The 14,578-nt window shown below is 52.8% G+C and carries 11 protein-coding genes; 10 read left to right on the forward strand and 1 reads right to left on the reverse strand.

The annotated features are described in order from the left end of the window. Nucleotides 1-66 precede the first annotated feature (66 nt). Entirely contained in the window at nt 67-1,833 is a 1,767-nt protein-coding gene (gene ycaO, locus DBY68_RS21490; protein WP_108474679.1) for a 30S ribosomal protein S12 methylthiotransferase accessory factor YcaO, read from the reverse strand. A gap of 139 nt (nt 1,834-1,972) precedes the next feature. Between ycaO and DBY68_RS21495 the strand changes: the two genes are divergently transcribed. The 10 genes from DBY68_RS21495 to lpxK all read left to right on the forward strand — a co-directional run bounded on the left by DBY68_RS21495 (nt 1,973) and on the right by lpxK (nt 14,570). Continuing rightward, complete coding sequence (locus tag DBY68_RS21495) at nt 1,973-2,668, forward strand: DUF421 domain-containing protein (protein ID WP_108474590.1); 696 nt, start codon at nt 1,973-1,975, stop codon at nt 2,666-2,668. A gap of 186 nt (nt 2,669-2,854) precedes the next feature. Then, complete coding sequence (gene serC, locus DBY68_RS21500; RefSeq protein ID WP_108474589.1) at nt 2,855-3,943, forward strand: 3-phosphoserine/phosphohydroxythreonine transaminase; 1,089 nt, start codon at nt 2,855-2,857, stop codon at nt 3,941-3,943. Between the two features lie 68 nt (nt 3,944-4,011). Next, nucleotides 4,012-5,295 carry a 3-phosphoshikimate 1-carboxyvinyltransferase gene (gene aroA, locus DBY68_RS21505; protein WP_108474588.1) on the forward strand — a complete coding sequence of 428 codons (1,284 nt, stop codon included), beginning with the start codon at nt 4,012-4,014 and terminating at the stop codon, nt 5,293-5,295. 142 nt (nt 5,296-5,437) lie between these two features. After that, nucleotides 5,438-6,205: a M48 family metallopeptidase gene (locus tag DBY68_RS21510; RefSeq protein ID WP_108474587.1), complete on the forward strand. Its 768-nt coding sequence runs from the start codon at nt 5,438-5,440 to the stop codon at nt 6,203-6,205. A gap of 174 nt (nt 6,206-6,379) precedes the next feature. Continuing rightward, nucleotides 6,380-7,063, forward strand: a complete 684-nt coding sequence (gene cmk / locus DBY68_RS21520) for a (d)CMP kinase (protein ID WP_108474586.1) — start codon at nt 6,380-6,382, stop codon at nt 7,061-7,063. A 114-nt stretch (nt 7,064-7,177) separates the two neighbouring features. Continuing rightward, the gene (rpsA, locus tag DBY68_RS21525) at nt 7,178-8,851 is read left to right on the forward strand and encodes a 30S ribosomal protein S1 (protein ID WP_015965095.1); all 1,674 of its coding nucleotides are present in this window, start codon (nt 7,178-7,180) and stop codon (nt 8,849-8,851) included. A 153-nt stretch (nt 8,852-9,004) separates the two neighbouring features. Continuing rightward, the gene (gene ihfB, locus DBY68_RS21530; RefSeq protein WP_015965094.1) at nt 9,005-9,289 is read left to right on the forward strand and encodes an integration host factor subunit beta; all 285 of its coding nucleotides are present in this window, start codon (nt 9,005-9,007) and stop codon (nt 9,287-9,289) included. Nucleotides 9,290-9,528: 239 nt separating this feature from the next. Continuing rightward, entirely contained in the window at nt 9,529-11,796 is a 2,268-nt protein-coding gene (locus DBY68_RS21535) for a ComEC family protein (protein ID WP_108474585.1), read from the forward strand. A gap of 36 nt (nt 11,797-11,832) precedes the next feature. Further along, nucleotides 11,833-13,581: a lipid A ABC transporter ATP-binding protein/permease MsbA gene (gene msbA, locus DBY68_RS21540; RefSeq protein WP_108474584.1), complete on the forward strand. Its 1,749-nt coding sequence runs from the start codon at nt 11,833-11,835 to the stop codon at nt 13,579-13,581. Beyond that, entirely contained in the window at nt 13,578-14,570 is a 993-nt protein-coding gene (gene lpxK / locus DBY68_RS21545) for a tetraacyldisaccharide 4'-kinase (RefSeq protein WP_108474583.1), read from the forward strand. Before msbA ends, lpxK begins: the two co-directional genes overlap by 4 nt. The last annotated feature ends 8 nt before the right edge of the window (nt 14,571-14,578 follow it).

Consider the following 14,578-nt stretch of genomic DNA (forward strand, 5'->3'; position numbering starts at 1 on the left):
GGGCCGTTAAACGGCCCCATAATATAGCGTAGAGTAATCTTTAAACCTACTTATTATCCGGTCTTTTTAGCTCTGCTTTGACCAAAACGCAGCTTTTGCACACTGCAGTTTTTCGTAAGCTGCCAACAACGACTGATGCGCCGGGAAGGCCGTCAGGTCGTTATCAACGGCCTGCAAACCGTAGAACGGCGCTTCACCGCTCAATGCCGCGCTGGCGGCCTCTACGGCTTCAGCACCGTACATACGAATAAATGCGTTCAGATATTGCAGCGGCTGGCGTTCTTCTTCCTGAGACAGCAGCAGTAGGGTTTGCAGGCAACGGTAATAATTGGCACGCTTGGCACTAAAGATTGACGCGTTGAATTCCATTGTCCACTCAGTCCAGATAAGCGCCTGTTCTAAATCGCCCCCCGCAAGGGCAAGCATCGCTTTCAGCTCGCCGACGCGCAGGGTATACCAGCCGTTGTCTTTGCCCGTTGCCAGGCCCAGCAGTTCACGCACGCGGGTGAAATCGTCCAGACCTTCTTCATCCAGCTGTTCAATCAGATTCAGGTACTCTTCTTTTTCCCACTCGCTGTTTGGCAGGGTCAGGATCGTCTCGCGCAAATGACTGCCCATATTATTATTCGCCAGCCACAGATCTTCCGCTGGATAGATATCAGACATTCCCGGCACCAGGATACGGCAGGCGTAAACGCCTAAATGCTCATAATCCGCGATGTAAACCTCTTTATCTTCCGCGTTGAAAATCGCCATCAGCGTCGCGAATTCTTCTTCGGTCGTTCCCGAGAAATTCCAGTCCACGAACGGGTAGTCGGCATCCTGTTTGAAGAGATCCCAGGAGATCAAACCGCTGGAATCAATAAAGTGAGTTTCCAGGTTGGCGTGCTCGGCGACTTCTTCATCATCAAAAGTAGGCGGTGTGAACACATCCAGATCTTTCAGGCCTCGGCCCTGCAGCAGTTCTGTAACGGTACGCTCAAGTGCGACACCAAAGTCCGGATGCGCGCCGAAGGAGGCAAAACAGGTTCCGTTTGCCGGGTTGAACAGTACAACGCAGATAACCGGATATTTCCCCCCTAAAGAGCCGTCGTAAGCGAAAATAGGGAACCCTTCCGCTTCCAGTTTTTCGATAGACGCCACGACGCCTGGATAGCGTGCCATCACCTCTTTCGGGATCTCCGGCAGACTGATGCTCTCAGCGATGATGCGGTTTTTAATGTGACGCTCAAACACTTCCGACAGACCCTGTACGCGCGCTTCATTCGCGGTATTGCCTGCAGACATACCGTTAGAAACATACAGATTGCCGACGATATTCATCGGGATATAAATGGTTTCGCCATCGGACTGGCGAGTAAACGGCAGACCGCAAACACCCCGATCGGTATTGCCCGATTGCAGATCCACCATCAGGCTGCCGGTCAACTGATCGTCAGGATCGTAGAACGCGCGCAGACGCGCATCGAGCAGACCTTCCGGCAGCTCATCATCTTCCGGGATCGGGAACCATTTTTCGTTCGGATAATGCACGAATGGGCCGTTAGCGATTTTCTCGCCCAGCCAGAAATCGGCGAAGAAGTAGTTGGTCGACAGGCGCTCGAAATATTCCCCTAACGCGGACGCCAGCGCGGCTTTTTTGGTTGCGCCTTTACCGTTGGTAAAGCACAGCGAACACGCTTTGTCGCGAATATGTACCGACCAGACGTTTGGTACCGGGTTCAGCCATGAGGCCTCTTCGATGTCAAAGCCCAGGTCGAGCAGTTTTTGCTGGAAGCGAGCGATGGAATCTTCCAGTGCGGCATCTTTGCCGGGGATATAGGTTTGCGTCATGACGGTCTCGTTTTTATCGTACGGAAAGCGCGCAATCATACGGGGTTTGGATGAATGTATCTATCGCGATTGATAATCAATAATAAATTAAATGCGCTGGTCTATGATTAACGACAATGACATCGTTACAGGCATAAAAATGAAATCGTTCGATCTCCATCGCATGGCTCTGGATAAAGTTCCTCTGGATTTCCTCGGCGAAGTGGCACTGCGTTCGCTCTACACCTTTATTCTGGTTTTCCTGTTCCTGAAAATTACCGGTCGGCGCGGCGTGCGGCAGATGTCGCTGTTTGAAGTGCTTATCATCCTGACGCTGGGCTCCGCCGCGGGTGATGTGGCGTTTTATGACGATGTGCCCATGCTCCCCGTGTTAGTCGTTTTTATCACGTTAGCCGCCCTTTATCGACTGGTGATGTGGCTGATGTCCCGTAGCGAAAAACTGGAAGATTTACTGGAAGGAAAGCCGCTCGTTGTGGTGGAAGAGGGGGAGCTTGCGTGGGAGCGTTTGCAATCCGAGAACATGACCGAATTTGAGTTTTTTATGGAGCTGCGGTTGGGCGGCGTAGAGCATCTCGGGCAGGTGCGGTTGGCCATTATGGAGACGAACGGGCAAATCAGCATTTATTATTATCCTGATGATGATGTGAAGGCCGGTTTGGTGATTTTACCGTCGAGCTGCATATCGCGCTTTACCACGATTCCCGAGGCCGCCGATTACGCCTGCGTTCGGTGCAGCGCGATTTTTCATTTTAATGCCGGGGAACATCAATTATGTCCTCGCTGTGCAAATCCAGAATGGTCGAAGGCCAGCAGCGCGAAACGCGTCACCGGCTAGCGGATTTCTCCATTTTCACTCGTCAATGCCGAATATTCTGTTGTGTGACTCAGGGCGCATTTTCTGGCCGCTCAGTATTACCCATTGCGGCGCGTGTCACTGAATGATAAAACCGATATCCACAGGAATAACTTATATCCGGGTGAACACACCCGGGTAGACAACATTGCAACGTGGTGAGGGGAAATGGCTCAGGTCTTTAATTTCAGTTCGGGTCCGGCAATGCTACCGGCAGATGTCCTTAAACAGGCGCAGCACGAATTACGCGACTGGAACGGATTGGGTACATCAGTAATGGAAGTCAGCCACCGTGGGAAAGAATTTATCCACGTGGCGGAAGAAGCAGAAAAGGATTTTCGTGACCTGCTCAATATCCCTTCCAACTATAAAGTGTTGTTCTGTCACGGCGGTGGTCGCGGTCAGTTCGCGGGCGTTCCGCTGAATATCCTGGGGGATAAAACCACCGCAGATTACGTTGACGCCGGTTACTGGGCGGCCAGTGCAGTAAAAGAAGCGAAGAAATACTGCTCGCCAAATGTGATTGACGCCAAAATTACCGTTGACGGGAAGCGTGCTGTGAAGCCGATGAGCGAATGGCAACTCTCTGGCAATGCGGCATACCTTCACTATTGCCCGAATGAAACCATTGATGGCATCGCCATTGATGAAACCCCGAATTTCGACAAAGACGTGGTTGTTGCCGCCGATTTCTCCTCGACCATTCTTTCCCGCCCGATTGACGTCAGCCGCTTTGGCGTGATTTACGCAGGCGCGCAGAAAAACATCGGCCCGGCAGGCCTGACGCTGGTGATTGTGCGTGAAGATCTGCTCGGCAAAGCCAACATCGCTTGCCCGTCCATTCTGGATTACTCGGTACTGAACGAGAACGACTCCATGTTCAACACGCCGCCGACCTTTGCCTGGTATCTGGCGGGGCTGGTATTCAAATGGCTGAAAGAGCAGGGTGGCGTGGCGGCAATGGATCGCATCAACCAGCAAAAAGCTGAACTGCTGTACGGCGTTATCGACAACAGCGATTTCTATCGTAACGATGTTGCGGCGTCTAACCGTTCTCGCATGAACGTTCCGTTCCAGCTGGCGGACAGCGCACTGGATAAAGTCTTCCTGGAAGAGTCCTTTGCCGCAGGTCTGCATTCGCTGAAAGGCCACCGCGTCGTCGGCGGGATGCGTGCGTCAATCTACAACGCGATGCCGCTGGCAGGCGTTCAGGCATTGACCGATTTCATGCAAGACTTCGAACGTCGCCACGGTTAATTTTTTCATTTTCATCCCCTGCAGCACTCTGCAGGGGTTTTTATTGTCGATTTTGAGAGTTGAGTTTCATGGAATCCCTGACGTTACAACCCATTGCGCGTGTTGATGGCACCATTAACCTGCCTGGTTCAAAAAGTGTCTCTAACCGCGCCTTGCTGCTGGCAGCTTTAGCACGCGGCACCACTGTCCTGACAAACCTGCTGGACAGCGACGATGTTCGCCACATGCTAAATGCGCTGAGTACGCTGGGAATTCACTACACCCTGTCTGCCGATCGCACCCGCTGCGAAGTCACGGGTAACGCAGGTCCATTGCAGGCTAATGAATCACTGGAATTATTCCTCGGGAACGCCGGCACGGCGATGCGCCCTCTGGCGGCGGCGCTCTGCCTGGGTCATAACGATATCGTGCTGACCGGCGAACCGCGCATGAAAGAGCGTCCGATTGGGCACCTGGTTGACGCGCTACGTCAGGGTGGGGCACAAATTACCTATCTCGAACAGGAAAACTATCCACCGCTGCGTTTACAGGGCGGCTTTAGCGGTGGCAACGTTGAGGTTGACGGTACTGTTTCGAGCCAGTTCCTGACGGCATTGCTGATGACCGCGCCGCTGGCACCGAAAGACACCATTATCACCATCAAAGGCGATCTGGTTTCTAAACCGTACATCGACATCACCCTGCACCTGATGAAAACGTTTGGTGTTGAGGTTGAAAACCAACATTATCAGCGCTTTGTCGTGCGCGGCGGTCAACAGTATCACTCTCCGGGCCAGTATCTGGTGGAAGGAGATGCCTCGTCCGCGTCCTATTTCCTGGCTGCGGGGGCAATCCGTGGCGGTACCGTGAAGGTAACAGGTATTGGTCGTAACAGCGTGCAGGGCGATATCCGCTTTGCTGACGTGCTGGAAAAAATGGGCGCGACCATCACCTGGGGCGATGACTATATTGCCTGTACCCGTGGCGAACTGAATGCCATTGATATGGACATGAACCATATTCCCGACGCTGCGATGACTATTGCTACGGCCGCGTTGTTCGCTAAAGGCACCACTACGTTACGTAATATTTACAACTGGCGCGTGAAAGAGACCGATCGTCTGTTTGCGATGGCGACGGAGCTGCGCAAAGTGGGTGCGGAAGTGGAAGAGGGCGAAGATTACATTCGCGTCACGCCGCCGGCAAAACTGCAGTTTGCTGACATTGGCACCTACAACGATCACCGCATGGCGATGTGCTTCTCGCTGGTGGCGCTGTCTGATACGCCGGTAACCATCCTTGACCCGAAATGTACGGCGAAGACCTTCCCGGACTATTTCGAACAGCTGGCGCGTATTAGTACGCTAGCTTAATTGAAATCGTAATAATAAAACGCCGACCTTGTGTCGGCGTTTTTTTTCGGACTTTCTGCGTGTTCCTCATAGTGATAACCTTGGTTTCCTTTTTAACTTATTGATATTTAGATAATTTATACATAATCAATGGATGATTCACATGAAGAATACTCAACTTTTGCTGGCGCTGGCAGTCTCCGCGACGCTGCTCAGCGGCTGTAAAAATACCCACGGTATCGACACCAACATGGCGATCAGTTCAGGTATGTCAGCTTATAAAGCAGCAACCCTGACAGATGCAGATGCCAAAGCCATCGCCAATCAGGGGTGCCAGGAGCTGGATAGCCAGAACCAAATGGCTGGCGCATCCAGCAAATACAGCAAACGTCTGGCGAAAATCGCCAAAGCGCTGGGCAATAATATCAACGGCACGCCGGTTAACTATAAGGTTTACATGACCAGTGATGTGAATGCCTGGGCGATGGCTAACGGCTGTGTGCGTGTGTATAGCGGCCTGATGGATATGATGAATGACAACGAAATCGAAGGCGTTCTCGGTCATGAACTGGGCCACGTGGCGCTCGGTCACTCACTGGCTGAAATGAAAGCGTCTTATGCGGTCGTTGCCGCGCGTGATGCTATCTCGGCAACCAGCGGTGTGGCAGCTCAGCTCTCTCGTTCTCAGCTTGGCGATATCGCGGAAGGTGCTATCAATGCGAAATACTCACGCGATAAAGAGTCTGAAGCCGATGACTTCTCCTACGATTTGCTGAAAAAACGCGGTATCAGCACCCAGGGCCTGGTCGGCAGCTTCGACAAGCTGGAGAGTATGGACGCCGGACATACCAAATCGATGTTTGATTCCCATCCGCCTTCAACTGAACGTGCGCAGCATATCCGCGAACGTATCGCTTCAGACAAAAAGTAAAACATTGTCATCTTTCGGGCTGGCCATGCGCCAGCCCGCTATAATTATTGTTCACTATTCCCACCATTATTGGCGTTATTTCCGTATTTCGCAGACAAAGGTAACTGTCAGGCGTAGACATGCGTATAATGCGCGCGTTTAGGTTCTATACGCCTTGTGTTGAAGGAGATAAAGATGACGGCAGTTGCCCCGGTAATCACAATTGATGGACCAAGCGGTGCGGGTAAAGGCACCCTGTGTAAAGCGATGGCTGAGGCTTTACAGTGGCATTTATTGGACTCGGGAGCCATCTATCGTGTTCTGGCGCTGGCCGCGTTACATCACCACGTCGACGTGACGTCGGAGGATGCGCTGGTTCCGCTGGCCGCTCACCTGGATGTGCGTTTTGTCTCAACGGAAGGCAATCTGGAAGTCATCCTGGAAGGGGAAGATGTTAGCGGTGAAATCCGCACTCAGGACGTGGCGAATGCAGCGTCACAAGTAGCGGCTTTTCCGCGCGTTCGCGAAGCGCTTCTGCGCCGCCAGCGCGCGTTTCGTGAAGCACCGGGATTAATCGCCGATGGCCGTGATATGGGGACGGTGGTATTCCCTGATGCGCCAGTAAAAATTTTCCTCGATGCCTCATCGGAAGAGCGTGCCAACCGCCGCATGCTACAGTTGCAGGAAAAGGGCTTTAGTGTTAACTTTGAACGCCTTTTGGCCGAGATACAGGAACGAGACGACCGCGATCGCAACCGCGCCGTGGCGCCGCTGGTTCCGGCTGCTGATGCTTTAGTGTTGGATTCCACCACCTTAAGCATTGAGCAAGTGATTGAAAAAGCGCTACAATACGCGCGCCAAAAGTTGGCTCTCGCTTAATACGCGACCGAATTTGCAGTACCCCCGTTGCAATGGATTGACAGCGGGTATGTTAAACAACCCCATCCGGCACGGAGCCAGGTGGACGTTAAATATGAAACCTGAAGATTAAACATGACTGAATCTTTTGCTCAACTCTTTGAAGAATCCTTAAAAGAAATCGAAACCCGCCCGGGTTCCATCGTTCGTGGCGTTGTTGTCTCTATCGACAAAGACGTCGTTCTGGTTGATGCGGGCCTGAAATCTGAGTCTGCTATTCCGGCAGAACAGTTCAAAAACGCAGCTGGCGAACTGGAAATCCAGGTTGGTGACGAAGTTGACGTTGCTCTGGATGCAGTAGAAGACGGCTTCGGTGAAACCCTGCTGTCCCGTGAGAAAGCTAAGCGTCACGAAGCCTGGATCACGCTGGAAAAAGCATACGAAGAAGCTGAAACTGTTACCGGTGTTATCAACGGCAAAGTTAAAGGTGGCTTCACTGTTGAGCTGAACGGTATTCGTGCGTTCCTGCCGGGTTCCCTGGTAGACGTTCGTCCGGTTCGCGATACTCTGCACCTGGAAGGCAAAGAGCTTGAGTTCAAAGTAATCAAGCTTGATCAGAAACGTAACAACGTCGTTGTTTCCCGTCGTGCCGTTATCGAATCCGAAAACAGCGCAGAACGCGATCAGCTGCTGGAAAACCTGCAGGAAGGCATGGAAGTTAAAGGTATCGTTAAGAACCTCACTGACTACGGTGCATTCGTTGATCTGGGTGGCGTTGACGGCCTGCTGCACATCACCGACATGGCATGGAAACGCGTTAAGCATCCGAGCGAAATCGTAAACGTTGGCGACGAAATCACTGTTAAAGTGCTGAAGTTCGACCGCGAACGTACCCGTGTATCTCTGGGCCTGAAACAGCTGGGCGAAGATCCGTGGGTAGCTATCGCTAAACGTTATCCGGAAGGTACTAAACTGACCGGTCGCGTAACCAACCTGACCGACTACGGCTGCTTCGTTGAAATCGAAGAAGGCGTTGAAGGCCTGGTTCACGTTTCCGAAATGGATTGGACCAACAAAAACATCCACCCGTCCAAAGTTGTTAACGTTGGCGACGTAGTGGAAGTTATGGTTCTGGATATCGACGAAGAACGTCGTCGTATCTCCCTGGGCCTGAAACAGTGCAAAAACAACCCATGGCAGCAGTTTGCGGAAACCCACAACAAGGGTGACCGTGTTGAAGGTAAAATCAAGTCTATCACTGACTTCGGTATCTTCATCGGCCTGGACGGCGGCATCGATGGCCTGGTTCACCTGTCTGACATCTCCTGGAACGTTGCAGGCGAAGAAGCAGTACGTGAATACAAAAAAGGCGACGAAATCGCAGCAGTTGTACTGCAGGTTGACGCAGAACGTGAACGTATCTCCCTGGGCGTTAAACAGCTCGCAGAAGATCCGTTCAACAACTGGGTTGCTCTGAACAAGAAAGGCGCTATCGTAAACGGTAAAGTGACTGCAGTTGACGCGAAAGGCGCAACCGTAGAACTGGCTGACGGCGTTGAAGGTTACCTGCGTGCTTCTGAAGCATCCCGTGACCGCGTTGAAGATGCAACTCTGGTTCTGAGCGTTGGCGACGACGTTGAAGCTAAATTCACCGGTGTTGACCGCAAAAACCGTGCAATCAGCCTGTCTGTACGTGCTAAAGACGAAGCTGACGAGAAAGATGCAATCGCTACTGTTAACAACAAACAGGAAGACGGCAACTTCTCCAACGCAATGGCTGAAGCATTCAAAGCAGCTAAAGGCGAGTAATTCTCTTACTCTTCGGTCTGATTATCAGCCGAAGAATCATGAGATTACTTGACAGATTACGGTTTTCGTTCTGTAATCAAGCACAAAGGGCGGCTACGGCCGCCCTTGTTTAAGCTGTTAGCTAATTTTCCTGGACAGGAAACCGGAGGAATCATGACCAAGTCAGAATTGATTGAAAGACTTGCCAGCCAGCAATCCCATATCCCTGCAAAAGCAGTGGAAGATGCGGTAAAAGAGATGCTGGAGCATATGGCCTCAACCCTCGCACAGGGTGAGCGCATTGAAATCCGCGGTTTCGGCAGCTTCTCCCTGCACTATCGAGCACCACGTACCGGGCGTAACCCGAAGACTGGCGATAAAGTGGAACTTGAAGGCAAATATGTGCCGCACTTTAAACCGGGTAAAGAACTGCGCGATCGCGCCAATATTTACGATTGAGTTATGCCGTTCGATAACGGTCTGACTTAATTGCGAAAAAGCACCTACGGGTGCTTTTTTCATTTCTCGCATACTAATAACATCGCTCTCACTTTCCTCGCTTTCTGAATTCTCCTCGCAAAACGTTTTCCCGTTTGCTGCAAGCACAAAATTGTCTGGAAGACGCCTCGATACTTCTTCTTTTGCCCCACGACAAGAAATGAGTCTCGCGCGACACTCGGCACAACAAGGAGGTGTTGATGCGTGTCCCATTGTTTGCCTGCTGCGTGATTCTCGGTGTGAGCCCATTACTTTGGCTGCCTGTGCTTCCGTCGTTGTCGGTCATTAAAGCTGTAATTGTTGCTCTTAGCCTGTTAGCGTTTATTTGCCCGAAACGGGGAATACGGATTGTGTGTATCCTCGGACTCCTTTTTTGCTGGGGCGTGCTGGCAGCCTGGCAGGTGCAATTGCCTGCGCTGCGTATTGCCGGGAAAAATCAATCCGTTGAGATTGTGCTCAGCCAGACTGACGGGCAAACCACGCACCAGGGGAATATTATCCGTTTTAACGGGCAGCGGCTTTTCCCGACGCCCGTTATTACGCTGTATGGCAACTATCTGCCACAGCCACCCTGCGCGGGTCAGCGCTGGGCGATGACAATTCGCGCTCGTGCGGTGCATGGTCAGCTTAATGACGGTGGCTTTGATTCTCAGCGCTACGCGCTGGCGCAGCATCAGCCGCTTACCGGACGATTTATTGCTGCAAGGCCGCTGGATCTCACGTGTAGCCTGCGTGCGCAGTTTCTCGCGTCATTACAGGCTTCTCTTGCGGAGTATCAATGGCGCGATGTACTGCTGGCGTTAGGGCCAGGCGAGCGTTTGCACGTTGACCCGGAAATAAAAAGGCTGATGCAGCAAACCGGCACTTCGCATCTGATGGCGATTTCCGGGTTACATATTGCGCTGGGGGCATCACTGGGTTGGTTGCTTATCCGCGCATTACAGTTTTTCCTGCCCTGTCGCTATATCAACTGGCGACTCCCGCTGGTTGGTGCACTGGTTTGTAGCTTTCTGTATGCCTGGCTCACCGGGCTACAGCCACCAGCGGTGCGTACGGTGGTGGCAGGAGGGATCTGGACACTGCTGCGACTTTCGGCCCGGCGATGGTGCGCCTGGGATGTCTGGCTGTGCTGCATCGCTGCTATCGTATTCATTGATCCGCTAGCGGTGCTGTCCGACAGCCTCTGGCTTTCTGCCTTCGCGGTAGCTACGCTCATTTTCTGGTACCAGTGGGTGCCTCCGCCACGCTGGAAAGGGCAGGCGCCAATGCGTTTTGTAAAGGAAATACTCTACCTGCAGTTAGGGTTGATGCTATTGCTAACGCCATTACAGGTGCTGATGTTTCATGGCGTCAGCACCACCTCTCTGCTGGCGAATCTGCTGGCGGTACCGGTGGTAACGTTTGTGGTCGTACCGCTGGTGCTGCTGGCCATGTTTATTCATCTGAGTGGGCCTGTAGTGCTGGAATCAGTCATCTGGTTTAGTGCTGATACGGTGATGGGATGGGTGTTCGCCTATCTGCGTATTCTGCCTAACGGCTGGTTGGGTGTGGACTCGCGTTGGGCATGGGCGACGCTCATTCCGTGGATGATGATTATTGTGTGGCGTTTTGGCGGCTGGTGGTCATTTCCGGCGGTCTATCTGTCCGGATTTACCATGCTCACTTTTCCTCTGTGGCGGTCGTCGCCTGACGACCGCTGGCAGGTCACCATGCTGGACGTGGGGCAGGGGCTTTCCGTTGTTATCTCGCGGCATGATAAAGCAATTGTCTATGATACTGGGCTCGCGTGGCCGGGGGGCGATAGCGGAACGCAACTGCTCATTCCCTGGCTACGCTGGCACAATCTAACCCCTGAAGGGATCATCCTGAGCCATGAGCACCTTGATCATCGGGGCGGTTTCGACAGCCTTCACAATGCCTGGCCAGAAAGCTGGGTGCGTAGCCCTCTGGGCTGGCAAGGGCACAGGCGCTGTTTTCGAGGTGAGGCCTGGCAATGGCAGGGATTATCATTTCGGGTGCTCTGGCCGTTATCAGGCAACAGACAAACCGGCAACAATGGCTCCTGTGTAATTCGAGTCGATGATGGTAAAAACAGCGTTCTGTTGACGGGTGATATCGAACTATCAGCGGAAATGGCCATGCAAAGTCATTACTGGCAGTATCTTGCGTCTACAATTATTCAGGTGCCGCATCACGGCAGTAATACCTCGTCAGGCATCGCATTATTACAGCAGGTAAACGGGCAGGCAGCATTTGCTTCCGCATCCCGCTATAACGCGTGGCGCCTGCCTTCGGCGAAAGTAAAGGCGCGCTATCAACAGCATAATTATGCATGGTTTGACACCCCGCATCAGGGGCAGATTACGGTCACGTTTTTCAGCAATAAGTGGAAAATAGAAGGCTTACGCGATCAACTTTTACCTCGTTGGTATCATCAGTGGTTTGGCGAGGGGCAGGATAACGGGTAGAATATGCGGCTATTTCAACATAAGCTGGTTTTTTGAATGCAGAACGACAAAGATCTCTCCACGTGGCAGACCTTCCGCCGACTCTGGCCGACTATTGCGCCATTTAAAGCGGGGCTGATTGTGGCTGCGGTTGCGTTAATCTTCAACGCAGCCAGCGATACCTTTATGCTATCGCTCCTCAAACCATTACTGGATGATGGTTTTGGTAAAACGGACAGGTCAGTGCTGTTATGGATGCCATTGGTGGTAATTGGTCTGATGATCCTCAGGGGCATCACCAGTTATATCTCCAGTTATTGCATCTCCTGGGTTTCCGGCAAGGTCGTAATGACCGTGCGTCGCCGCTTATTCAGTCACATGATGGGGATGCCCGTCTCCTTCTTCGATAAACAATCCACCGGTACGCTGCTTTCTCGTATTACTTACGACTCTGAGCAGGTTGCATCGTCTTCTTCCAGTGCGCTGATTACCGTTGTGCGTGAAGGGGCGTCGATCATCGGTCTGTTCATCATGATGTTCTACTACAGTTGGCAGCTGTCGCTGATCCTCATCGTGCTGGCGCCGATTGTGTCAATTGCTATCCGTGTGGTTTCTAAGCGCTTCCGTAACATCAGTAAAAATATGCAAAACACGATGGGGCAGGTGACCACCAGTGCAGAGCAGATGCTGAAAGGGCACAAAGAGGTGCTGATTTTCGGTGGTCAGCAGGTTGAGACCAAGCGTTTCGATAAAGTCAGCAATAAGATGCGTCTGCAGGGCATGAAAATGGTTTCTGCATCCTCTATCTCTGACCCGATCATTCAGCTGATTGCTTCTCTGGCGCTGGCTTTTGTCCTGTATGCCGCAAGCTTCCCAAGCGTTATGGAAACCCTGACCGCCGGTACGATCACCGTGGTCTTCTCATCCATGATTGCCCTGATGCGCCCACTGAAATCGCTGACTAACGTCAACGCACAGTTCCAGCGCGGGATGGCTGCCTGCCAGACGCTGTTTGCTATCCTCGACAGTGAACAGGAAAAAGACGAAGGTACGCGTGTCGTTGAACGCGCGAAAGGTGACCTTGAATTCCGAAATGTCACCTTTACCTATCCTGGGCGTGAAATGCCTGCGTTGCGTGATATTAACCTGTCTATTCCGGCAGGGAAGACGGTGGCGCTGGTAGGGCGCTCGGGTTCCGGTAAATCAACCATTGCGAGCCTGATTACCCGCTTTTACGATATTGAGCAGGGTGAAATTTTGCTCGATGGTCACGATTTGCGGGAATACACCCTCACATCACTGCGTAATCAGGTTGCGCTGGTATCGCAAAACGTACACCTGTTCAACGATACCGTTGCCAATAACATTGCTTATGCGCGTACCGAAGATTTCAGCCGCGAGCAGATCGAAAAAGCCGCGGAAATGGCCTACGCCATGGACTTTATCAATAAGATGGATCAGGGGCTGGATACGATTATCGGTGAAAACGGCGTCCTGCTCTCCGGCGGCCAGCGTCAGCGTATTGCGATTGCCCGTGCGCTGCTGCGTGATAGCCCCATCCTGATTCTTGACGAAGCGACCTCTGCGCTGGATACGGAATCAGAACGCGCGATTCAGTCTGCGCTTGATGAGCTACAGAAAAACCGTACGTCACTGGTGATTGCGCACCGTCTGTCGACTATCGAACAGGCGGACGAAATTGTGGTGGTGGAAGATGGTCGCATCGTTGAACGCGGTAGCCATGCGGATCTGCTGGCCCATCGTGGCGTCTACGCACAGCTGCACAAGATGCAATTTGGCGAATGATAGCGCGCATCTGGTCGGGCGAATCACCGCTCTGGTTGTTGCTGTTACCGCTCTCCTGGCTTTACGGCCTGGTGAGCGGGCTTATCCGACTGAGCTATAAGCTGGGCCTTAAAAAGGCCTGGCATGCACCGGTACCGGTTGTCGTTGTCGGTAACCTGACGGCAGGCGGAAACGGGAAAACGCCGGTGGTGATTTGGCTGGTCGAAAAGCTCCAGCAGCAGGGGATTCGCGTGGGTGTGGTCTCTCGTGGTTATGGCGGCAAGGCGGAAACGTATCCGTTGCTGCTGGATCGTGACACCACTACCGCTCAGGCCGGTGATGAACCGGTACTTATTTTCCAGCGAACGGGCGCGCCGGTGGCGGTATCGCCCATCCGTACAGACGCGGTCAAAGCCCTTCTTGCCGCACATCCATTGCAACTCATCATCACCGACGACGGTCTGCAGCATTATCGCCTGGCGCGTGATAAAGAGATTGTGGTTATTGATGGTGTACGTCGTTTTGGCAATGGCTGGTGGCTACCCGCCGGGCCGATGCGCGAACGGGCGTCTCGACTAAAATCGGTCGATGCGATCGTTACCAATGGCGGTAAAGCGCTGGCAGGAGAAATCCCGATGCGCCTACAGCCTGGCCTGGCGGTCAATCTCTTGACCGGCGAACGTCTGGCGCTTCCTGAACTGCATAATGTGGTGGCGATGGCCGGAATTGGCCATCCTCCACGTTTCTTCGCCACGCTTGAAAATAGCGGTCTGCAACCGATCAAAACCGTTGCGCTGGCTGACCATCAGGCGCTGACGCTCGCGGATGTCGAAGCGCTAACTGCGCCGGGGCAAACGCTCATCATGACCGAAAAGGATGCGGTGAAATGCCGCGCGTTTGCTAAGTCCAACTGGTGGTATCTGCCGGTTGATGCCGAACTGAGCGGCGAGCGGGCGCAACGTTTACTTCAGGAACTGGTCGCTCTGGCGCAACAATCACCGAAACGGTAAGGCGCGGG

It is taken from the genome of Pseudocitrobacter sp. RIT415, assembly GCF_003057695.2.
GTDB lineage: Bacteria > Pseudomonadota > Gammaproteobacteria > Enterobacterales > Enterobacteriaceae > Pseudocitrobacter > Pseudocitrobacter faecalis.